The sequence below is a fragment of the Mojavia sp. genome (genome assembly GCF_059505145.1).
In genome coordinates this window covers 1,133-23,626 of sequence record NZ_JCACKA010000066.1, presented here as the reverse complement: position 1 = coordinate 23,626, position 22,494 = coordinate 1,133, and the positions used below count along the sequence as shown (strand labels likewise).

General features: G+C 42.0%; 19 protein-coding genes. 7 read left to right on the top strand and 12 right to left on the bottom strand.

Going from position 1 to position 22,494, the window contains the following annotated elements:
* Positions 1 to 112: 112 nt before the first annotated feature.
* The gene (rpmB, locus tag AC5JL8_RS15630; RefSeq protein ID WP_495880081.1) at positions 113 to 349 is read right to left on the bottom strand and encodes a 50S ribosomal protein L28; all 237 of its coding nucleotides are present in this window, start codon (positions 347 to 349) and stop codon (positions 113 to 115) included.
* A 219-nt stretch (positions 350 to 568) separates the two neighbouring features.
* Positions 569 to 2,557 carry a molecular chaperone HtpG gene (gene htpG, locus AC5JL8_RS15625; protein WP_495880080.1) on the bottom strand — a complete coding sequence of 663 codons (1,989 nt, stop codon included), beginning with the start codon at positions 2,555 to 2,557 and terminating at the stop codon, positions 569 to 571.
* Positions 2,558 to 2,777: 220 nt separating this feature from the next.
* Between htpG and AC5JL8_RS15620 the strand changes: the two genes are divergently transcribed.
* Complete coding sequence (locus AC5JL8_RS15620) at positions 2,778 to 3,845, top strand: glycosyltransferase (RefSeq protein WP_495880079.1); 1,068 nt, start codon at positions 2,778 to 2,780, stop codon at positions 3,843 to 3,845.
* Positions 3,842 to 5,014, top strand: coding sequence for a glycosyltransferase family 4 protein (locus AC5JL8_RS15615; protein ID WP_495880078.1), 1,173 nt, complete (start codon positions 3,842 to 3,844; stop codon positions 5,012 to 5,014). Before AC5JL8_RS15620 ends, AC5JL8_RS15615 begins: the two co-directional genes overlap by 4 nt.
* Here the strand turns inward: AC5JL8_RS15615 and AC5JL8_RS15610 are convergent.
* From AC5JL8_RS15610 to gloA, 3 genes are all read right to left on the bottom strand, one after another.
* Positions 4,986 to 5,234, bottom strand: a complete 249-nt coding sequence (locus tag AC5JL8_RS15610; protein WP_495880077.1) for a hypothetical protein — start codon at positions 5,232 to 5,234, stop codon at positions 4,986 to 4,988. The genes AC5JL8_RS15615 and AC5JL8_RS15610 overlap by 29 nt on opposite strands.
* Before the next feature lie 152 nt (positions 5,235 to 5,386).
* Positions 5,387 to 8,056: an ATP-dependent chaperone ClpB gene (clpB, locus tag AC5JL8_RS15605; RefSeq protein WP_495880076.1), complete on the bottom strand. Its 2,670-nt coding sequence runs from the start codon at positions 8,054 to 8,056 to the stop codon at positions 5,387 to 5,389.
* A 619-nt stretch (positions 8,057 to 8,675) separates the two neighbouring features.
* On the bottom strand, positions 8,676 to 9,107 hold the full coding sequence (gene gloA / locus AC5JL8_RS15600) for a lactoylglutathione lyase (protein WP_495880075.1): 432 nt from the start codon (positions 9,105 to 9,107) through the stop codon (positions 8,676 to 8,678).
* Positions 9,108 to 9,381: 274 nt separating this feature from the next.
* On the opposite strand from gloA, the gene eno reads away from it, so the two are divergent.
* Positions 9,382 to 10,671 (top strand): phosphopyruvate hydratase, encoded by a 1,290-nt coding sequence (gene eno, locus AC5JL8_RS15595; RefSeq protein ID WP_495880074.1) that lies wholly within the window; start codon positions 9,382 to 9,384, stop codon positions 10,669 to 10,671.
* A gap of 202 nt (positions 10,672 to 10,873) precedes the next feature.
* Here eno and argC read toward each other — a convergent pair whose 3' ends face one another.
* A complete protein-coding gene (argC, locus tag AC5JL8_RS15590) occupies positions 10,874 to 11,932 on the bottom strand; it encodes an N-acetyl-gamma-glutamyl-phosphate reductase (protein ID WP_495880073.1) in 1,059 nt (352 codons plus the stop codon).
* A 459-nt stretch (positions 11,933 to 12,391) separates the two neighbouring features.
* Here argC and ribBA point away from each other — a divergent pair, with 459 nt between their 5' ends.
* Positions 12,392 to 14,206: a bifunctional 3,4-dihydroxy-2-butanone-4-phosphate synthase/GTP cyclohydrolase II gene (gene ribBA / locus AC5JL8_RS15585; protein WP_495880072.1), complete on the top strand. Its 1,815-nt coding sequence runs from the start codon at positions 12,392 to 12,394 to the stop codon at positions 14,204 to 14,206.
* Positions 14,207 to 14,293: 87 nt separating this feature from the next.
* Here ribBA and AC5JL8_RS15580 read toward each other — a convergent pair whose 3' ends face one another.
* The 3 genes from AC5JL8_RS15580 to AC5JL8_RS15570 all read right to left on the bottom strand — a co-directional run bounded on the left by AC5JL8_RS15580 (position 14,294) and on the right by AC5JL8_RS15570 (position 17,339).
* On the bottom strand, positions 14,294 to 15,154 hold the full coding sequence (locus AC5JL8_RS15580) for an N-acetylmuramoyl-L-alanine amidase (RefSeq protein WP_495880071.1): 861 nt from the start codon (positions 15,152 to 15,154) through the stop codon (positions 14,294 to 14,296).
* Between the two features lie 250 nt (positions 15,155 to 15,404).
* Complete coding sequence (locus AC5JL8_RS15575) at positions 15,405 to 16,016, bottom strand: hypothetical protein (protein WP_495880070.1); 612 nt, start codon at positions 16,014 to 16,016, stop codon at positions 15,405 to 15,407.
* 615 nt (positions 16,017 to 16,631) lie between these two features.
* Positions 16,632 to 17,339 (bottom strand): diacylglycerol/polyprenol kinase family protein, encoded by a 708-nt coding sequence (locus tag AC5JL8_RS15570; protein ID WP_495880069.1) that lies wholly within the window; start codon positions 17,337 to 17,339, stop codon positions 16,632 to 16,634.
* A gap of 49 nt (positions 17,340 to 17,388) precedes the next feature.
* Between AC5JL8_RS15570 and yidD the strand changes: the two genes are divergently transcribed.
* Complete coding sequence (gene yidD / locus AC5JL8_RS15565; protein WP_495880068.1) at positions 17,389 to 17,625, top strand: membrane protein insertion efficiency factor YidD; 237 nt, start codon at positions 17,389 to 17,391, stop codon at positions 17,623 to 17,625.
* Between the two features lie 262 nt (positions 17,626 to 17,887).
* Positions 17,888 to 18,595, top strand: coding sequence for a M15 family metallopeptidase (locus AC5JL8_RS15560; protein WP_495880067.1), 708 nt, complete (start codon positions 17,888 to 17,890; stop codon positions 18,593 to 18,595).
* An 8-nt stretch (positions 18,596 to 18,603) separates the two neighbouring features.
* Here AC5JL8_RS15560 and AC5JL8_RS15555 read toward each other — a convergent pair whose 3' ends face one another.
* The 3 genes from AC5JL8_RS15555 to AC5JL8_RS15545 form a co-directional block, all read right to left on the bottom strand.
* Entirely contained in the window at positions 18,604 to 19,077 is a 474-nt protein-coding gene (locus AC5JL8_RS15555; RefSeq protein WP_495880066.1) for a TspO/MBR family protein, read from the bottom strand.
* Positions 19,078 to 19,166: 89 nt separating this feature from the next.
* A complete protein-coding gene (locus AC5JL8_RS15550) occupies positions 19,167 to 19,640 on the bottom strand; it encodes a TspO/MBR family protein (RefSeq protein WP_495880065.1) in 474 nt (157 codons plus the stop codon).
* 284 nt (positions 19,641 to 19,924) lie between these two features.
* Positions 19,925 to 21,544 (bottom strand): RecQ family ATP-dependent DNA helicase, encoded by a 1,620-nt coding sequence (locus AC5JL8_RS15545; RefSeq protein WP_495880064.1) that lies wholly within the window; start codon positions 21,542 to 21,544, stop codon positions 19,925 to 19,927.
* Positions 21,545 to 21,699: 155 nt separating this feature from the next.
* Between AC5JL8_RS15545 and AC5JL8_RS15540 the strand changes: the two genes are divergently transcribed.
* Positions 21,700 to 22,269 (top strand): DUF3611 family protein, encoded by a 570-nt coding sequence (locus AC5JL8_RS15540; RefSeq protein WP_495880063.1) that lies wholly within the window; start codon positions 21,700 to 21,702, stop codon positions 22,267 to 22,269.
* The last annotated feature ends 225 nt before the right edge of the window (positions 22,270 to 22,494 follow it).

The following is a 22,494-nucleotide window of genomic DNA, read 5'->3' as shown; positions in this document are numbered from 1 at the left end:
TTACGCACTCAAGCCTGAAACCTTGATCCCCCCTAACCCCCCTTCAAAAGGGGGGAACGTCTAAAGCCCCCTTTTGAAGGGGGTTGGGGGATCTGAGTGCGTAAGTTCTAGTTTAGTAATGATTCAAATTAATTCCTGCTTCTTTTGCCATTGCTTCTATACCTTTGGTTTCTAAGGTTTTGATTGCTTTGGTAGACAGCTTGAGTCTTACCCAGCGATTGCCAGTTGGCCACCAAACACGCTTGTCTTGCAGATTTGCATGTTGAAGGCGTTTGGTACGGCGGTGAGAGTGAGAAATTGCAAAGGCGTTATTTGCCTTTTTACCAGTTAGTTCACAGCGACGAGACATAACAAGTAGCTCCAGATGACTATTTGAATACAACCTTTCTATTTTAGTCCCTTAGTACAGCTTTGCTTAAACGCAGAGGCACACGGTGAACCGGCGCTGCGGGAGGGTTTCCCTCCGCAGGCGACTGGTGTTAGCGCAGCGTTAGCGAGCTTTGCGAGCCTTGCGAGCCTTGCGAACGCCACCCGAAGGCAGGAAGGCACAAAGGTACACAGAATGTTTTTACTTGCTGGCTTGTTCTGTGAGTTTAGTAAGTACTTCGTTTGAGCGTTCAACAAAGGATTTCATCCCTTCAGCGTCAAATCCTTTTTGGGACATTAAGGCTAAATCGTAGACGTGTTGGCAAATCATCGTCGCTAAATGATCTGTAGATGACTGACCATCACCCTGAATAATACTACCTTGGTTAAGGTTGGCGAGATTTTGAATCAGGGGGTGAGCAGTATTTACCAGCAAAATGTGGTCTTCGGGAAACTCTGCTGTCTGCTGTTGCATCATGGCGTTCATGTCTCGCAAGCGGCGGAGAATCTCTGGTAGTAACACCATTGCTGGCGGTGTTCCTTGGGGATTGTCAGATTTTAAAGCTTCAGTGCGGATATTGAGTCTAGGTTTATTGAGGGCTTTCTCAAATAGCTCTTTAATAACCTCACTTCTGGTTTTGTTGGTTTTAGGATCAACAATTTCCCCAGCCTTATCTTTATCCAGTAGGGTATTATCCAAGTCGGAATCTACCCGTGTGAATTTGACATCATTATATTCCCGCTCTAGGAAGTTAATGAAATGGGTATCGATGAAGGAGTCCATAAATAGGACTTCTAGGCCTTGACTTTTATGTAATTCTACATAGGTTGCTTGTGTTGCTTCATCGGTGCAGTAAAACACCTTGTTTTCGTGGCGTTCTTTATTGCGTTCTAAATACTCCTTCAGCGTGGTGTAAAGAGTGCTGAGTGCTGAACCCTCAGCGCTGGGTGAAGGTGGAGTAACATCTTGCCAAACATCCCCTTCTGAAGACTGTACTTCAACGGTTGGAGTCTCAGCAGGTTTTTCGGTAAGTTTCGCAGTGGTGCGGAAGATGATAATATCTTCGACTTGCTTTTTAAATTTCTCGTCGTTGAGAACACCAAATTTAATAAAAGTGCCGAGGTCTTTCCAGGCGCTAATGTATTGTTCGCGGTTGTCGCGGTAAAGTTCTTTGAGGCGATCGCCTACTTTTTTGGCAATGTAGTCGCCTATTTTCCGCACAGTGCGATCGCCTTGCAATGCGCTACGCGATACGTTCAAAGGAATATCGGTGCTATCAATTACCCCCCGCATTGGCATGAGAAATTGCGGGATAATTTCTTCGCAGTTATCGCTAACAAAAACTTGATTGCAAAAGAGCTTGATTTGCCCTTTTGTCACATCAACATCGGGCTTCATTTTGGGAAAATATAAAATCCCGTTGATAATAAAGGGATAATCAGTATTTAGATGTACCCACAATAGCGGCTCTTCCTGAAAAGGGTACAGGTAGCGATAAAACTCTAAATACTCTTCCTTACTCAGGTTACTGGGAGACTCTCGCCAAGGTGCTTTTTGTTTATTTAATACTTCACCTTCCAGTTTGATGGGGACTGGCATGAAGTCGCAGTAGGTCTTGACAAGATTCTTAATGCGTGCTGATTCTAAAAATTCCTCTTCTTCAGCTTGCAGAGTGAGGGTAATGGTAGTACCGCGAGTTGTGCGGGGTGAATCTACTAAGGTGAATTCTGGAGAACCATCACAACTCCAGTGAACAGCTTGCGCTCCTTCTTGATATGAGAGAGTATCAATTTCGACTTTTTGCGCCACCATGAAGGAAGAGTAGAAACCTAGACCAAAGTGACCGATAATTGGTTGGTCTGATTTGCCTTGATATTTGTGAATAAATTCTTCAGCGCTAGAGAAAGCAACCTGATTGATGTATTTTTTCACTTCCTCTGCGGTCATCCCGATACCATTGTCAGTAATGGAAAGGGTTTTTTTATCTTTATCGATGGCAATTTGAATTTCTGGTTCTCCAATCTCACCCGTAAATTCCCCTGCGCGGGATACCATGTTCAGCTTTTGGATGGCGTCTACAGCGTTGGATACCAGTTCCCGTAAGAAGATTTGGTGATCGGAATAGAGAGACTTCTTGATAATTGGGAAAATATTCTCGGTATGAATACTGATGGTGCCTTGTTCTAGCATAACTCTAGTTTAATAAAATTTGCCTACTGGGAATTTTAAGAGCATAATAGTGGCGATCGTTTGCCCGATCAAGGTTTGTTTACACCATATTACTGATGCGGATTTCCCTACTCGTTTATAGTAGCGGGGAAACAGTGATAGCGAAGCCGACAGTTCGTAAAGTATCTCGTAAAGAAGTATCGCACAATCATTAATGATTGAATTAAATAGGTAATTTTTGATGAAAATTATTGCCTGGCCAGCATTTAAAACTAAGTACAAAAATCCCTATAACTGGCTATTGTATTCACATATACTTGAACAGGGCGTGATAGTTGAAGAATTTACTTTTAGTAAGCTTTTTCGCCAACACTATGATATTTTTCATTTGCACTGGCCAACTGAAACTATATTGCGTCACCCTAAATCAGTTGTGGCTCTTTTGCGGGCAATTACACTATTATTAGCTATAAATTGGGCTAAGGTTAGGGGGACAAAAATTATTTGGACTATTCACGATGAGTATCCTCATTCTCTATTACATCCTCAACTAGCGGATTGGTTTCAGTCGAAGTTCATTAAGCAGGTGGATGGTTGTATTAGTCATAGCAAAATGGGTAAAGAATTAGCAGAAAAAACTTTTCCTAGTTTGCAATATATTCCTCATAGCGTTATTATTCATGGTCATTATCGGCAGATTTACCCTAATAAAATTACTCGTGAAGCAGCTAGATCAAATTTAGATATTCCTCCTAATTATCATTTACTTTTATTCTTAGGATATATTGACTACTACAAAAACGTTCCTCATTTAGTGCAGGTTTTTCGAGAGTTAGATCCCGCTGCTTGGATATTGTTGATAGCAGGTAAAATTGAAGCTCCAGAGCTAGGTACTCAGATATCGAACTTAGCAGGTAATGATTCCAAGGTAAAATTGCGTTTCTCTTTTATTCCTGATGAACAATTACAAATATATTTCCATGCAGCTGATTTAGTAGTATTACCTTTTCAAGAAATTTTGAACTCAGGTAGTGCAATACTTGCTTTGTCTTTTGATTCTCCTATATTAGTGCCTGATAAGGGTTCAATGAAAGAACTACAAGAACTGGTGGGGGTAGAGTGGGTGAAATTGTACTCTGGAGAGTTGACTACAGAAGTTTTGGCTACAGCCTTAGATTGGGCTATTCAAGGAGAGCGATCGCTACAAGCTAATCTAGAGAATTTAGAATGGCAAGTTTTAGCCAAGAAAACTATCCAATACTTTGAAAATATTTGTACTAAAAAAAATCACAGCAAATGTAGTTTATGAAAATTGCTTATGTTACGACTTATGATGTCCAAAATCCTGCTAGTTGGCCCAGATATCATGGCGGTAATTATGGCGCAAGTAATTTTATTGCTAAAACATTAACAAATCAAGATATTTTTATTGACTATTTAGGGCCACTACAAAATAATTTGACTTGGTTAACCAGAAGTAAATGGTTATTTTATCACCACTTATTTAAAACAGATTACTACAATTGGGTTGAACCAATTGTTTGTCAAAATTATGCCAAACAGATAGCCCAAAAATTAGCTCATTTGGATAGCGATATTATTATTTCTCCAGAAGGAGCAACCCCTACTGCCTACCTAGAATGTCAGCAGCCAATAGTTTTGTGGATAGATACAACCTTAGCAGAGTTAATTAATTTTTTTCCTTATCTGAGTAATCTTTGCCAGGAAACTAAAAATAACATTTATAAAATAGAAAAAGCTGCATTGGAAAAATGTAAATTACTTATAGTTACCTCAGAATGGGCGGTGGAAACTGTAGTTAAAACTTATGAAATAGATAGGTCAAAAATTCGTGTAATACCTAGAGGGGCCAATATAGAAATCAAGCCAGAAAGAACATTTTCAGATATTAGAAATTTAGTTAAATCAAGGGTCAAAACAACATGCAAATTACTTTTCTCTGGTGTATTTTGGCATAGAAAAGGTGGAGATATTGCCCTCGCAGTAACTAAACAATTAAACAAAATAGGTTTTGAAGCAGAATTAACAATTATAGGATGCCAACCTGTTTCTGAAGAACCATTACCAAGTTTTGTGAAGCCATTGGGATATATTAATAAGTCTACACCCGATGGGTTATCTCGGATGCGTAAATTGATAGGTGATTCTCATTTTCTGATGTTACCTACTAGAGCAGATACTAATCCTCATGTTTTGGTAGAAGCAAACGCTTTTGGTGTACCTTGTTTAACAACAAAAATAGCAGGGATACCAACTGTAATTAAAGATGATATTAATGGGAAAACTTTTGCTGTTGATGCACCAATTGAAGACTATTGTAATTATATAGTTCACTATTTAACTCACTACCACGAATATGAACGATTAGCTATGTCATCATTCAATGAGTATTTATATCGTCTTAACTGGGAAGTTGCTGGTAGTACAGCTAAACAGTTACTTTTAGAGATGCTTTAAAAAATAAAACGGGCTGGGGAAGGTGGGGCCCCCTCTGGGGATAAGGGGTAATGGGGATTAGGGATTGGGGATTGGGTAAGAGTGGTGAACCATTACTAGCCGCTGCTATCTTGATTTCTATGCCATGCGATCGCAGTTCTGGGATTAACTCGTTCAGGTTGACTTGAATTCCGCCACATTGATCAGGGAAATAACGAGCAAGAGCTTGAATAATTTTCATAATTGACGCCTCCAAGACGGTCAATTTGCTCTTGCTATTTTATTCACTGTATTCTTTATTACCCAAATATAGTAAATGCTATATGTACTGAGTTAAAAGTGCTTCCGTACTCAGCACTTTTAACTCAGCACTGTTTAGGTGATGTATTGAGTTCACGACTCAGGTGATGACCCCAACAACTTAACAGTATTTTGCGCGGCTGATACCTTAACAAGCATTTTTTTGCTAAAAGTCAGCCCGTTTTCTCCCTTGTCAATGTAAATTGTGTCTCCAGAGATAAAGGTATTCTCCAATAACTTGGTGGCAATGGGGTTTTCGATTTCTCTCTGTATAGCCCGTTTCAAGGGGCGTGCGCCATAAACTGGATCATAGCCTGCCTCTACAAGGTAGTCACAGGCAGGTGCAGAAATATCAAAAGAGATTTTTTGCTCTCTGAGAAGATTTTCTACTCGCTTAAGTTGAATGCGGATAATATGCCGCATTTCTGAACGGCTGAGGGTGTGGAAGAGGATGATGTCATCGACACGGTTGAGAAATTCTGGGCGGAAGTGCGATCGCAGGGCATCTGTCACCCGGCTCCGCATCAATTCATACTTACTATCATCGCCAGACACATCTAAGATATATTCACTGCCGATGTTACTAGTCATTACTATGACGGTGTTGCGGAAATCTACTGTTCTGCCTTGCGAGTCAGTAATTCTACCATCATCTAACACTTGTAATAAAATATTGAACACATCTGGATGTGCCTTTTCTACTTCATCCAATAGCACGACTGAATAGGGATGACGGCGAACCACCTCGGAAAGTTGACCACCTTCTTCATAACCAACATATCCTGGAGGCGCTCCTACAAGGCGGGAAACCGAGTGTTTTTCCATATACTCGGACATATCTAGGCGCACTAGTGCATCATCAGAATCAAAGAGAAACTGAGCTAAAGCACGGGCTAGTTCGGTTTTGCCTACACCTGTGGGACCCATAAACAGAAATGAACCAATCGGGCGGCCGGGGTCTTTCATTCCAGCACGGGCGCGTCGAATTGCCGCTGCTACGGCTGCTACGGCTTCTTGTTGTCCAATGACTCGTTGATGCAAATGGCTTTCTAGTTGCAGCAATTTTTGCCGTTCTGACTCTAGTAGGCGATTGACAGGGATTCCTGTCCACTTAGCGACGATTTCGGCAATATCAGCTTCGGTGACTTGTTCCCTAAGTAGAGTCGAACCTGCGCTTTGAATTTCTAAAAGTTCCGCTTCTTTGGCTTCGCGATCGCGCTGCACTCCCTCCAATTTGCCATACTTCAGCTGGGCAGCTTTATTTAAATCATAGGCTCGTTCTGCTTGCTCAATTTGGACTCGCAGTGCATCTTCTTCTTTCTTTAAGGCACTGATCGCTTCCAATAGCTGCTTTTCACCTTGCCATTGTCCATTTAAATCTTGCTGCTTTTCGGTTAGATTGGCGATTTCATCTTCAATTCGCTGCAAACGCTCTCTCGTTGGCGCAGCCACTTTGTCTTCTCCCGCCAATGACAGCTTTTCCATTTCTAGCTGCATCAGGCGGCGATCAATAGTTTCCAACTCTGCGGGTTTGGAGGTAATCTCCATTTTTAGCTGTGCTGCTGCCTCATCCACCAAGTCAATGGCTTTATCTGGCAAGAAGCGGTCAGAAATGTAACGTGCTGATAGAGTTGCTGCTGCTACCAATGCGGAATCAGAAATTTTAACGTTGTGATGAACTTCATAACGTTCTTTCAATCCCCGAAGAATGGAAATAGTATTTTCCACACTTGGCTGATCGACAAACACTTGCTGAAAGCGACGTTCTAGGGCTGCATCTTTTTCGATATATTTGCGGTATTCATCAAGGGTAGTAGCCCCAATACAACGCAATTCTCCTCTTGCCAGCATTGGTTTAAGTAAATTACCCGCATCCATCGCCCCTTGCTGATTGGAACCAGTACCAACAACGGTGTGCAGTTCATCGATAAATAGAACTATTTGACCGTTCGATTCCGTAACTTCCCGGAGGACAGCTTTTAAGCGGTCTTCAAATTCACCTCGATATTTGGCTCCAGCAATTAAACTCCCAATATCTAAAGAGATGAGCTGGCGGTTTTTTAAGGACTCAGGAACGTCCCCGTTGACCATACGTTGTGCCAAAGCTTCAGCGATCGCTGTTTTTCCTACCCCAGGTTCACCAATTAATACTGGATTATTTTTACTACGGCGGGATAATACTTGGATTACCCGACGAATTTCGTCATCACGCCCAATTACTGGGTCGAGCTTTCCAGCTTTTGCCTGTTCTGTCAAGTCTCTGCCAAATTTTTGTAAGGCTTCATAACGAGACTCTGGACTTTGATCTGTAACCTTTTGGCTACCGCGAACGTTTTTAATCGTAGCTTCTAGTTTGGCGGGTTCCGCGTTAAAACCCTTGAGTAGCCTTCGCCCGATGCGTTCATCATCGGCAAAAGCCAAGAGTATATGTTCTACAGAAATGTAGGAATCTTTCATCCGCACTCTAATTTCCTCGGCGCGGTCAAGCATCACATCTAAACTACGACCGAGGTAGAGCTGATCGCTTTTGCCAACTTTGGGCTGACGTTGGGTAAATGCTTCTAGTTGCTGTTGTAAGCGCAGCGGATCGACCTCAGCTCTTGCGAGAATACGTATTGCTAGACTAGTTGGTTCTTCTAACAGAGCAATAATTAAATGTTCAACGTCTAATTGCTGTTGTTGATAAGCACGGACTATATCTTGGGATTTTACAATTGCTTCCCAGGCTTTATCAGTAAATTTATTGGGATCTGTAGGTTGCATCTTTAGAATTTTTTAGTTTGGAATTTAGATTTTGGGATTTTATTGTAGGAAGTGACGATTGGGGCTGGATAAAGGCACAAGACGCACAAGTTGCGTAGCGATACTCTTATAGCTCTAGCCTAAAATGAAAATGCTGCTACATACTTCAAAGTTGCTAGTTTCCACCCCCCCAATAAATATCCAAACATTCTCGGTATGTATCCGCGTGTATCTGTAGTTGCAATTTAAAATCGGTAATTGCTAATAGCTTGACTCATCATCTATTTTCTAATCTAAAACGAAAACAGCATTCTGGGGTTACTTCGCCAGATGATAATGTTATTGAATCAAACCAATTGCCCAGCTTAGGAAATGTCAGGTGAATTTGTTACTTGATAAATCTTTTATTTTTAGACTTGTTTGGGAAGGATATGGCTAAATAAACCACTATCTATGATTGAATTTGGTTGATTTTTGCCTAGTAATAGCAAATACTACACCAGCATGATCCTTGATAGCGATCGCAATGCCTGACAAACTCAGCCTCTTAGCTTGAAATTAAAATTAAATAGCTCAAAAAAATTTTGGAGTGCAGGCATTGCTTCACGCTTAACTTGATCACCTGTGGGATTATTGAACTTTACTGCGTCACAAGTTTTTCTGATTCCTGTTTAACAGCCGATCCTTGAGTACCTACTTGAATAAGTTCAACTTTATACCCATCTGGATCTTCCACAAAAGCAATTACCGTTGAACCGTGTTTCATTGGGCCTGGTTCGCGCACTACTTTACCGCCACGATTTCGGATTTCTTCACAGGTTGCATAAATATCATCAACACCAATAGCAATGTGACCGTAAGCATTACCCAATTCATACTTTTCTGTCCCCCAGTTGTAGGTTAGTTCTAGAACTGTATTGTCGCTTTCGTCTCCATAGCCAACAAAAGCTAGCGTAAATTTTCCCTCTGGATAATCTTTTCGACGTAACAATTTCATTCCCAGGACATCACCGTAGAATTTCAGAGACTCTTCAAGATTGCCCACTCGTAGCATCGTGTGTAGTAAGCGCATAATGACCTTTTGTTTTTGCTCTGTTGAATAGTTATTTCTGCCAACATTTTACAAGGGGCTGATGGAGGGAGATTGAAGGCATCCTAAATTTATCCACAGGTTTAATCAAACAGTGAATTTAAAAATTGAATTCTAAAATCTTTGAAAATCTTCTTTAATCTCAGCCAACAAAGTCCCCTAAACGCCTATGCTAGCGATTGGGCTAAACCACTGGTCTGGATGCGATCGACCGTAAGAACGCACTCATACAAAGGAAACAAAGGATAAAGAACACATGAGTACAATTCTAGATACTGCTATTGAGGCAATTGTTGCGCGTGAAATTCTCGATTCCCGCGGCAGGCCAACAATTGAAGCAGAAGTGCATTTACTCAACGGTGCTGTGGGACTGGCACAGGTTCCTAGTGGTGCGTCTACTGGCACTTTTGAGGCGCATGAACTTCGGGATCAGGATAAAAGCCGTTACGGGGGCAAAGGGGTGCTGAAGGCGGTGCAAAATGTGAAAGAGGCATTAGCGCCAAAGTTGTTAAACCTGGATGCCCTTAACCAAGAACTGCTAGACCGCACAATGATTGCCCTCGATGGTTCTGCTAACAAATCGAATTTGGGTGCTAATGCGATTTTGGCGGTTTCGCTAGCAGCAGCTAAAGCAGGTGCTGAGTCTTTGGGAATTCCCCTATACCGCTACTTGGGTGGCCCTTTAGCGAATTTATTGCCAGTACCGTTGATGAACGTAATTAACGGCGGTGCTCATGCAGCTAACAACGTGGATTTTCAAGAGTTTATGATTGTTCCCGTTGGGGCGTCTTCTTTTCGAGAAGCATTGCGCTGGGGTGCGGAGGTGTTTGCTACCCTTAGCCAAGTATTGGATGACAAGGGTTTACTGACTGGCGTGGGCGATGAAGGCGGCTTTGCTCCTAACCTAGAGTCGAATCAGGTAGCTTTGGAATTGCTGGTTGCTGCCATTGAGAAGGCTGGTTATAAGCCAGGGGAACAAGTGGCTTTGGCGTTGGATGTGGCAGCTAGTGAGTTTTACAAAGATGGACAATACGTCTACGATGGGAAACCCCATGCCCCTGTAGAGTTTATTGATTATTTAGCGCAACTAGTTGACCAATACCCCATTGTATCAATTGAGGATGGCTTGCATGAGGAAGATTGGCAAAATTGGCAGTTACTAACTCAGAAGATTGGTTCGCGGGTACAGTTGGTAGGAGATGATTTGTTTGTCACTAACGCCACCCGCTTGCAAAAAGGCATTGAGCAAAAAGCTGGTAATGCCATTTTGATTAAGCTCAATCAAATTGGTTCTTTGACTGAAACTTTGGAAACAATTGACTTGGCTACTCGCAATGGTTTCCGGTCAGTTATTAGCCATCGTTCGGGTGAAACAGAGGACACAACGATCGCCGATTTAGCTGTAGCTACCCGTGCAGGTCAAATCAAAACAGGTTCCCTCTGTCGTAGTGAAAGAGTAGCAAAATACAATCGCTTGCTACGAATTGAGGATGAACTAGGCGATCGCGCCCTTTATGCTGGTACGGTGAATTTAGGGCCGAAGTAGAGGCTGGGGATTGGGAATTGGGGACTAGGGACTGGGAATTGGGGACTAGGGACTGGGGACTGGGGACTAGGAAAAAGCAGCTTGTGCAGGGAGCAGGGGAGACAAGGGGACAAGGGGAAAGAACCATGATTAACTCTTGCTCCGTGTCTTCTTTATCCAATACCCAATACCCAATACCCAATCCCTAATCCCCAATCCCGATCTACGGATAAAATCCCAACTTGGGCAACCCCAAGGTTTCATCCCAACCCATCATAAGATTTAAACACTGAATTGCTTGGCCTGCCTGTCCTTTGATTAAGTTATCAATTGCTGACATGGCAATCACACGACCAGTGCGCCGATCCACTTCTAAACCGATATAACAAAGATTACTGCCACTAGCCCATTTGGTTTGGGGGTAAATACCACTATCGCAAATTTTCACCCAAGGAGAGTTACGGTAGAAGGCTGTGAAAATTGTGATCAGGTCATCGCGCACTAAACCGGGATCTCGCAGTGTGGCATATACAGTGGCTAAAATTCCGCGCACCATTGGGATTAAGTGTGGTGTAAATTGAATTGTGACTTCGTGCCCTGCGAGATCGCTGCAAACCTGCTCAATTTCCGGGGTATGGCGGTGACGTCCTACACCGTATGCTGCCAGAGAGTTATCTGCCTCAGCTAGTAAAAAATTGACTTTGGCTTGCCGTCCACCACCGGAAGTACCAGACTTAGCATCGATAATCGCAGTTTCGGGCACAATTAAGCCTTGCTTCAGGAGTGGTGAAAGTGCCAGAAGGCTAGCGGTAGGATAGCAACCAGGACAGCCAACAAGCTGTGATTCGGCAATGCGATCGCGGTAAAGTTCTGGTAATCCGTATACTGCTGTAGCAGCAGTTGTTTGATCGCTTCTTTCAGTGCCATACCAAGTGGTATAGGTTGCCAAATCACTAAATCGATAGTCGGCACTTAGATCTAGTACTTTACATCCTTTTTCTAAGAGTTTAGGTGTAATTTGGCAAGCCAGACCATTTGGTAAAGAGAGAAACACCACTTCACAACGGTGAGCAATGAGTTCTGGTTCTACTGCCTCTATTGGCAGCTTAACTGCATGAGCCAAATGTGGGTAGAGATCCCCAAAGGATTTGCCAGCACTGCTCTCACCGCCTAAATAAACTAGTTCGACTTCTGGATGATCCATCAGTAGTCGTACTAGCTGCACTCCGCCATAGCCTGACGCGCCAACAATCCCAACGGGTACGCGTCTAAATTCGCTCATGATTTGAGATCCTTATCCACTTTTGTTTAATCAGTTCTTAGCTATCAACAATATCAGCGACCAGACGCGTAGCGCACAATCACCACAAACTTAAGCTGGAGGTGACTCCGCACTTAAATAGTAAATAGATTTTACACTTTCAGAAAAAGTCGGTTTTTGAGCTTGCTTCTTCCAAATATATGGAGAAAATGCTGTCCACCGGCTTAGAACGTTGGGAATAGGGTATTGGGAAAATCCCAATTTCGCTAAATACCTCATCCTTTGGGATGGAATGAGCGATCGCGGTATACCCTCGCTGACGGCTTATTACTGCAATTGAGTACTAAGTCCCAATTTTAGGCAGAAATTTTCGCCATGTTATCAAATCATTGCTAGTCTACTTCTCTGCCTTGTAAAGGAGCTACAATCTAAAAGAAGAAATTGTTAAAAAAATTTACTTTTGGAAGCTGGAAATTCTCTGTGTCAAAGCCTAAGACTAGACGGCAGCCGCACGCCACTCCCCTAAACTCTGGCGACCAGAGCACTGGAGTGGCTCCTCAAGTAGGGAAAGCCTTTCAAAAATCGTCTGGGTCGGGAAAGGTTCCCGCAGCATCGACCCAAGACGTTACTAACGTCTCAAACCAACCTTTTAAGTTTGATTCTATTGACGCTGCCTTAGCAGAGTTGAAAGCTGGTCGTGTCATCGTAGTAGTAGATGACGAAAATAGAGAGAATGAAGGTGACTTGATTTGTGCTGCTCAATTTGCTACGCCTGATATGATCAATTTCATGGCGGTGGAGGCAAGAGGGCTAATTTGTCTGGCGATGACAGGCGATCGCCTAGATGAACTAGACTTGCCATTAATGGTGAGTAATATAACAGATACTAACCAAACTGCTTTCACCGTCAGTATTGACGCAGGCCCTGATTTGGGCGTAACTACTGGGATCTCAGCAGAAGACCGCGCTCGCACTATCCAAGTTGCTCTTAACCCAGCTACAAAACCCACAGATTTACGTCGTCCTGGCCACATTTTCCCGATTCGCGCGAAGGCGGGAGGCGTACTGAAACGGGCAGGGCATACAGAAGCGGCTGTAGACTTATCTCGGTTAGCAGGACTATACCCAGCTGGGGTAATTTGTGAAATTCAAAACTCCAATGGTTCAATGGCGCGATTGCCTCAGCTAATTGAGTATGCTCACCTTCACCATCTCAAAATTATTAGTATTGCTGATTTAATCAGTTACCGCCTACAACATGATCGCTTAATTACCCGCGAAACTATTGCCGATCTGCCTACCCAGTTCGGTCATTTCAAAATCTACGCTTACCGCCACACCTTAGATAATTCCGAACACGTTGCCATTGTCAAAGGCGATCCCGCAAGTTTTAAAAACGAGCCAGTGATGGTGCGGATGCATTCAGAATGTTTAACTGGCGACGCTTTGGGTTCTTTGCGCTGTGACTGTCGAATGCAGTTGGAAGCAGCACTGAAAATGATTGAATCTGCTGGTCAAGGTGTAGTGGTCTACCTACGGCAAGAAGGCCGGGGAATTGGATTGATTAATAAGCTCAAAGCTTACTCGTTGCAGGATATGGGACTGGATACCGTCGAGGCAAACGAGCGCTTGGGATTTCCCGCTGACTTGCGAGATTATGGTATGGGCGCGCAAATGCTCATGGACTTGGGCATGAAAAAGATTCGCTTAATTACTAATAATCCTCGCAAGATTGCCGGAGTCAAAGGCTATGGTTTGGAAGTTGTTGATCGCGTACCGCTATTGATTGAGGCTAATGACCACAACTCCTATTACCTGGAAACGAAAGCGAAAAAGCTAGGCCATATGCTGTTGCAGACTTATCTGGTGACAGTGGCGATTCACTGGCAAGATGATCCGCAATTGGTGACAAAACGCTATGAACGCTTGGAGAAATTGCGCCATTTAGCGAAAGATCATCATTTATTGCTCCAAGAAGAAGCGCGTCCGCTAGCGATCGCTTTATTTGACAAGCCATCCTTGACTGTACACTTGGGTTTTGATCAAGCAAAAATTGCTGCCTGTGATTGGTATCAACAAAGCGGTCATCCTTACCTAGAAGCAATCTTCCAAATTTTGGACAAGCTAGCTACTTTGCCTTACATCCAAAAGTTAGAATTTTTGATTTCTTCTGGTAGCGACCCCCTAACTAATTTACAAGTCCAACTTGATCGCCAGACTTTCTTAGCTGATACACTGCCTTCTTCTATATGCGATCGCTTAGAAACTCAAAAAATCTATAGCTTTAGTAAATAAGGCAAGCTAATTCTCTTTAAAATCTCAAGTAAAGACCTAAAGTCTATTTAATGTTTAAGTCTTTACCTGAGATTTTTTGATGTTTACCTAACTGATTGGCCTTAATTGGCGATAAATATTAAGTAAGTTCAGAAACTTGTCAAAATCAAAATTTATTGGATCAACTTTTTGACCAGAGCGATCTACTGCTTGATGAGTAGTAATTCTATCTTCTGGAACTTGACTTTGAGCAATTAACCAAGCAAGAGAATCATATTGAGCTTCTGTATAGCCGCTGTGAGTTTGTTGATTATTATTATTGCCCCAAGCGTCTGGTGGTGTTTCTAAAGAAACGTGGTAAGCAAAGTTATTTACAGACGGTGGCAAATTAGGATTAGTTTTTACGGTTTCCAGCCCGTTGGGGCCATCAAACACTGAGTTACCTGCACCAAAGGCTCGCTTGTCTGGCGGAATTAAATAGACCACAGTTCCATCTAGCTTAATTAAGGAATGATAACTTGCTTGAATATTTTCATTATCATGGGGTGTTTGAAAAAAATGGAGTGCGCTTGATGCAGAATTGCCGGTTTCATGGAGTACGATAATTGGTTCATTATTTACAGGTACGCCATTAATGTCTTTGGGATACCGCTCTCCATAATTGCTTGGGTGTATCTGTGCAATTTCATATTTAGGCTTATAGCTTGCAAAAGCTTGAGTGGTAATGTATTTTGCTGCAACCCGATTCGTTTTAGTTTGAGATTTAAGCATATCCTGAGATTTGCTCTCCGGCTTTTCTACTGATTGGAGTTCCATGTTTGGATATTGAATCCAATTTGTCATCTCTGGATTTGATGCTGTTGTATTATTTTGTAAGTTTTTTGCTTTCCCTGCAAACAGCGCCAAAATGAGAGCGGCGAACATCAGAAAAATTAGCATTACTCTAGTCGCCCAGTCCCTAAATCTCATTTTTTGATACTTATAAAATTTGTAAGATTAATCTTAGTATCTTGATTTTACTGAAAAATAGGCTGTTAGTATACTGTTAACAGTTGGACAATTTTTTTATGGTATCCTCTACCTATGGGGATAATTTTTGTAAGATTTAGGCGTTTTATTTATCTCTCAAGTAGTATTGACGGAAAATTTAATTATTTTAATTTTTAGTAGATTAAATAAAGGTTTGAGTAGGAAATTTTCTATTCTATATTTATAAGATTTATAAGCCGTCCCACTGAAATTCAGCCAACATTAATAAGCATAAAGCCATGAATGCGCCAGTGGTGAGAAACTGCCAAGCTGCAATATAAGGTAGTAAGAAAATTAACAGTAGATGAAGTATACCAGCGAAGATTAGGGCACGCGATCGCACTGCTAAACCAGTACAAATGTATCCGATTGTGCTTAATCCTAACCACAATGCACATAAATTCAGCAGTATCAAAGGCCAACCAAGAAAAATGCCTAAGTCAGTTAATATTAGGCCGCAAAGCATCAGCAGTACCCAACAATATAAGACCCAGCTAACTTGTTTAGACTTTACCCAGTAACTAGTCCAATTAACCATTGCTATGATGCCAATACAGCTAAGGATTGACCACCAAGTAGCTTGTAAACTCCAACTTATCGGGAAAAATTGAGCAGTCCAAAATATTGTAATTAGGAGCAAACTCCAAAATATACAAGCTTGATCTATACAGGTATAAAAAGTTGAATAAAGTTTAAGTTTACCAACTTGCCAGTTAATGTACCAAATTCCTTCTAGTTCTTGAATTTCTACAGATGGCTGCTTGCGACGCAGAGGCGGATTTGAATAATTAAAAAAAGTCATTTAAAAAACTTAATTTTTTAACAGTAAATTATTGTATTTGTTTTATATATAAATTCATTTGCGCCTTTATCTACTCTCTCTTTAGTGTTAAACTTAGCTATTTTATAATCTCTATTTGGTTGTAATTCTGTGGTTATTTTTACGGAAAAAGTACAATCAATATAAATAGTCCCAAATGAAGAAGATTCCTTCCGTGGGCTAATTTTAGATTCCAAAATCACAACTTTTTTTGAAATTGCAACACTATAACAGGTGCAGATTTCTTTTTTTCAGCTAACTGAGACTAGAGATTAGCTTTATCTCTTATCTAATACTCATCTAAAGAGATGGTAAAAAGATTATGCTTATCTTACCAATGCAGTATTTTTAGCTAAAAGTATTGGCTAATACCGTTTATTTTTGAAGCTGTGCTAAAGCCTGTTTCGGTAGTAGGTTGGCAGCATTGCTTAAAAGCAACTTTTAATTTTGCCTATGTATATTGGATTGGTAGAAGTTGAGCTTTGTGTTTAAAAAACTTAACTAATAAACTATTAATGTTCTTAAAATTTATTGGGAGTTGAGATTGTAATTATTGCTAATTTTTAATTTTTACTATTGTCAATTCATTGAGTTACATCAAAGTAGCTGAATTAGTGTATATGCCAGGGCTGCGCTACCTAAAGGAACTGTGAGATTATCAATTCCTAAAAACGAAAAGGCTTCTAAACCCGTAGCCACCAATGCAACTAGCAATGATATTACCCAAGTTTGCCAAATATTCCCTTGCACACCGAGTAAAACTAAACTACTGGCGAGATAACTAGCAAGGGCCATCGTCAAGGAGCCTTCCCAGCTTTTTTGCCCCCCGAAGACTTTATACTTATGCTTACCAAAGCGTTGCCCAATCAAAGCGGCTAGTCCATCTCCCCATGTCATCACTAAAATTCCTAGCGCTGCGTACTGGGGTTGTTGCACATACCAAAAGTAGGCAACTAAAATGCCGAAACTGACAGAGTAAAAAAAGGTTCCCAAACTTTGACGGCCAACACTATTAATTCCAGGGAGAATTGGTAGGCGGTAAGACAATAAGGTTACAGCGCTCGCTAAAATTGAGGCTGTAATGCCTACGCTTGCAGGAATATCCAGCCACCAGGCGAGCAATATTACATTACCAGTGCCAATATGAACTACCTTTCGTACAACTTCTGGGTCATTCTTGGCAAAGCGATTAATCCCCCATGCGATGATCAGAATGAGTAATACCCAAATCGCAACGATGGCAATTTTTAGCCATAAAGGGGGAATTGACTCTAAACCGGGAAATTTACTTAATAAAGATGCCACTAGGAAATTTGAGTCTTTGTTACTACTTTATTAGATTTGGGTTACTGCTATGAAATTATTATTGATTTGGCTGATTCGGGGCTACCGAATGTTTATTTCGCCGTTGTTTCCGCCAACTTGTCGTTTTCAACCAACTTGTTCGATGTATACCTTGCAAGCAGTTGAAAGATTTGGCCCTTGGCGTGGTGGCTGGATGGGGATTCGACGCATCTTGCGCTGTCATCCATTTCATCCAGGTGGTTATGATCCAGTACCAGAGGTTGTAGACAAAGTAACGGATAAGTAGCAGTCATAAATTAAATGGGCATGGGGCATTTAATTATCTACATCAATATTGGTCGAAGTAGTATTTTCAAGTTAGAACTCATGTAATAAATTACAAAACGATCGCGTTAAAATTTTTATTCCTTCTGGCCTCTGCCTTATTTTCAAGACAGCCCCCCACAGGAAAATCCCACAACTAAGGCATGAAAATCAATATTTAATGCCCAATGCCCGATGCCCAATTCCCAATTCCCAATTCCCAATTCCCATTTTAAAACTAGAAGATGAGACCTTATCATCAAATACCGATTGTCGAGTGTGGTGAACCCTTGGTGGAGATTCCTTTAAAACTATTTGCGGTGGAATCTCCCCATCCTTATGAAAAACTCGGTGCGCCTTATGGTGAACACTCTCCTTATTATCTGCGGCAAAGTGTGATTGACCGTTTGATCGCAGCACAAAATTATCTGCAACTATTGCACCCTAACTGGTACATTCAAATCTTTGATGCCTATCGCCCAGTAGCTGTGCAGCAGTTTATGGTAGATTACAGCTTTGCAGAGGCGCTACAGCAGAGGAGTTTAATTGAGGCGGAGTTATCACCCAACCAACGCCAAGAAATTTGGGAGTTGGTTTATCAAATTTGGGCTGTACCCAGCTTGGATGAAAAAACTCCCCCTCCCCATAGTACGGGTGCAGCAGTAGATGTGACGCTGGTAGATGATACAGGGCAAATCGTAAATATGGGTTCGCCGATTGATGAATTGTCAGAGCGATCGCTTCCCGATTACTATGCCAATAGTGAGTACCCAGAGGCAAAACAGTATCACAGCCAGCGTCAGTTATTACAAGATGTTATGTTAAAAGCGGGATTTCAACGTAATCCCAGAGAATGGTGGCATTTTTCCTATGGCGATCAAATGTGGGCTTGGTTGAATAATCAATCTCATCCAGATAATTCTTTCACAGCCCGCTATGGACGTTTGTTATAGGTGCGATGCTACGCATCTTCAGGATTTAGTTGTCTCAACTCGTCAGTTGTGTAGGTTCCAACAGGATACCAAACTAAATAAGGAACGAGCAAAAGTGCTGCCCAACCAGAAATTGGTGCAACACAAACAGTGAGAATAGCACCGAAAATTATCCCGACTAGCCCAACTACCTCTCCTGCTTTGAGACTGCGTAACCTCAGCATTAAAGGTATGTAGGCGACGGTGATAATTTCTACTAAAATGTACAATCCCATTAGCAGCCAAGTAATAATGCTTCCTGGGTTTTTTTCCCAGACAATATTAGCTGAAGCAGCACCGCAAATAAAAATTACAGTCCAAATTACGGGAATTAATGGCTCAAAAATTAGCCATCGGGGGCGGCTTAACAATGCGAACCATTTGACATCACGAGGTGTGATGAAAAAGCTTCCCAATGCGATTATGAATGTTACAGCCCCAATCACCATCCAAGATTGAATCATGCTGTTCACCCTTAAGAAGGCTTGTACAATGCAAGTTTGGCAATTTAAGGTATAAGTTTAATCAGTCGCTGGTGAGAATCTCTGGTTAATTAAGCGTCTTGAGGATTGAGCTTAAGCATCTCCCAAGTGGTATAAGTACCAATTGGACTCCATAGTAAATAAGGCACTAATAATAATGCTGCCCAAGCAGAGGTACGTAAGACTGCAAGTGTTAGTAAAAGACCGACAATAAAGCCTGTGCCACCAATAATCGTACCAACCTTGAGACTGCGAAGCCGGAACATGACAGGCGTGTAAGCAATAGTCACAATTTCTAGAAGTAAGTATAAACCCATGAGCAACCAAGTATTAGTAGTTCCAGGGCTGCTTTCCCAAATAATATAAGCTGACCAAGCACCACAAATAAAGATTACAGTCCAGATGATGGGAATTGCTGGTTCAAAAATTAGCCATCTGGGTCTTCGCAATCGCTCAAACCACTTACGATCGCTGGGTGTAATTAAGTTAGCTGCTAAGGCAACTACGAAAGCTACACCCCCAATTACCAACCAAGATTTAATCATGCCGCCTTATCCTTTGCGATCGCTAGCAATTATCTAAATACCAAGCTATGTACTGCAATATTGGCAATTTGGCGCTGTTTTCTCATCATCCCTGAGTTTGATCACTTGCTATCAGGTGGGGATATTACAGTAAGGGGCATTGGGCAATAGCCAAAGGCTAAGAGTTAATGCTCACTCATCATTTCTTCCCCAGTCCCCAGTCCCCAGTCCCCTTGTCCCTAGTCCCCTTGTCCCTAGTCCCCAGTCCCCAGTCCCCTTGTCCCCAGTCCCCAGCCCCTTTATTTTCAAAGCTGCTTTAACAGTCTCTGCACTAGTTCAATGGCGAGGGTTTTGTAGCCGACTTTTTCAAATAAAACCACCATTTTGTCTGCTTCATAGCGCATTACTTGCCCTTTACCAAAGTGAGTATGAATTACACAGCTATTGATGGGGAATGGTTGAAATGTATCTTCCTCAATGGTGATTCCCGCTTGGCAGTTGTCACAAAATCCGCATTTTTGAGCTAGGGGTTCGCCAAAATAGTTTAGTAAATACTCACGACGACAATCACGCAATTCTGCATAGTTTCGCATCATTTCTAGACGCGATCGCATGAATTGTTGCCGGCGCTGATGTGCTAAGGTGGCTGCTTGTACTGAAGTAGTTTGGTCAACTTCTGCCTCGCTTTTTGTTACCTCACCTGTTGGTAAAACTTCCACAGCGTCTACTTCTTCTAAGCGACTGATAGCTTTTGTGACTTTGCTTTGGGATAAATCTGTTGCTGCTTGTAAATCTTCTACATCAATTGGTTCATCAGCTTGTTGTACTGCTTCCACTACCTGCAACACTTCATCAACATCTATTTTGCCGCCACTAGCTAAAAAGCGGCGGATTTGCAAATCGTCGGGACGGTAAAACAAAATTGCTTGTGCTTCCTCGCCATCTCGCCCAGAACGCCCAATTTCTTGGTAATAGGAGTCCAGAGAATCGCTGATGTCGTAGTGAAAAACAAAGCGCACATTTGGTTTATCTACACCCATACCAAAAGCGCAAGTAGCTACAATTACTTCTGCTTGATCTGCCATGAATGCAGCTTGTACTTGCTCTCGTTCTCCTGTTTTCATGCCAGCATGGTAGGGCAAAGCTTTTATACCTTTCTTCCGCAAAATTGCCGCCAGTTTTTCTGTATGCTTTCGGGTGGCTGCGTAAATAATTCCTGGTTTTTTGGTGGCGCTAACATACTTGAGCAAAGCCTTAAGTTTTTCGGTTTCCTCGTGGAATCTTTCAACACCCAGCCAAATATTTGGTCTGTCAAAACCACGTACAAATATCTGCGCTTCTCGCATCCCCAAGCGTTCAACAATCTCATCCCGAATTAAAGGAGAAGCGGTGGCGGTTAGTGCTAAAACAGTGGGATGACCAAGTGCTGCAATGACTGCACCCAATCGTAGGTAGTCGGGACGGAAATCATGCCCCCACTCACTAATACAGTGAGCTTCATCAACTACAAATAAAGAAGGTTTAGCATCTATCAGTTTTGCTAGGACTTCCTCATTATTGAATTGTTCTGGAGAAAGAAAGAGAAATTCTAGCTGTTGGTGTTCTAAATCAGTAAAGACTTCTTGGCGTTGAGAATTGGAAATAGTAGAGTTGACGGCTGCGGCTGCGGCGATATCCTGTTCGGCAATACTTTCTACTTGGTCACTTTGCAGGGCCAGTAGAGGGGAGATAACTATTGTGACACCGGGAATTAGCAAAGCAGCAATTTGGTAGATTGCAGATTTACCTGAACCCGTAGGCATTACGGCTAAAGTATCGTATCCTTCAAGAATTGCTTTGATAACTTCTTCCTGTCCGGGACGCAAGTGATCGTAGCCAAAGGTTTGTTGAGCAATTTGGTTAATATTTTGCCGCTGTTTAGCCATAAAAAATTAATGCCGCTTTGAGAGTTCCCAGGCCTATTAGTTGCGATTGTATTCCCCCAGATTTTGTGATGTTTCTGTCTGGAGATGGGGGTATGAGGCGTAGTAGTAGAAATATGCTTAGTGAATAGGGATATGGTAATTAGATAAAAAGTAATATGCAAACCGAATCAGAAGTGCGATCGCCAGCACCCGAAATTAAAGGAATTGCTAATACTATTCACTTCACAGGCTGGATTGCCTTTTGGATACAATTGGGACTGGCCGTAGTTTGTGGCATAGCTTTGTTGTTTGCTGCAACTGGTCGTGGTTTTACCGAACAACAGAATGCAGGTCTTGGGGTAGGTATATTTTGGGCCGCGTGTGGAATTGTGGCGCTATTATTTAGTGTCTATTGGGATTTTCGTTACACGCGGATAGGCAAGCGTTTAGCAAATCCTAATCCGGCACTTCATCCTAGTAAGGTAGATACAGTTAGTGCTATTCGGCTAGGAGTGATCGTAGGTTTGGTGGGTATATTATTAACTATTTTGGGTGGTGGTTCAACATTAGGAGTACTGGTAGCAAAATCTATCTCCCAACCTCCAGGAGTAGCAATCACTGACCCTTATAAAATTATTCGAGCGCTTGATGTGTTTGTGGCGGTAGCAAACTTTAATGGAATCGTAGCTCATTTTGTAGGCACTGTCTCTTCACTGTGGCTACTTGAGCGAGTACATCAACACTGATAATAATTCGTAATTAAGGAAGGTCTAACGCACTGTCACAAATAAAGATGGTGCGTTACGCTGTTGCTAATACCAATTCACGAAAATCCTGTAGACATAAATTTTTCGTAGGGGTTTAGCACTGCTAAACCCCTACCCCGCGTATTTGTATCATTATTAAAGTGAAATGATATAACACATTCTACTGGCTGATGAGTCTTTAATACTCGTTAATGAGTCTTTGAG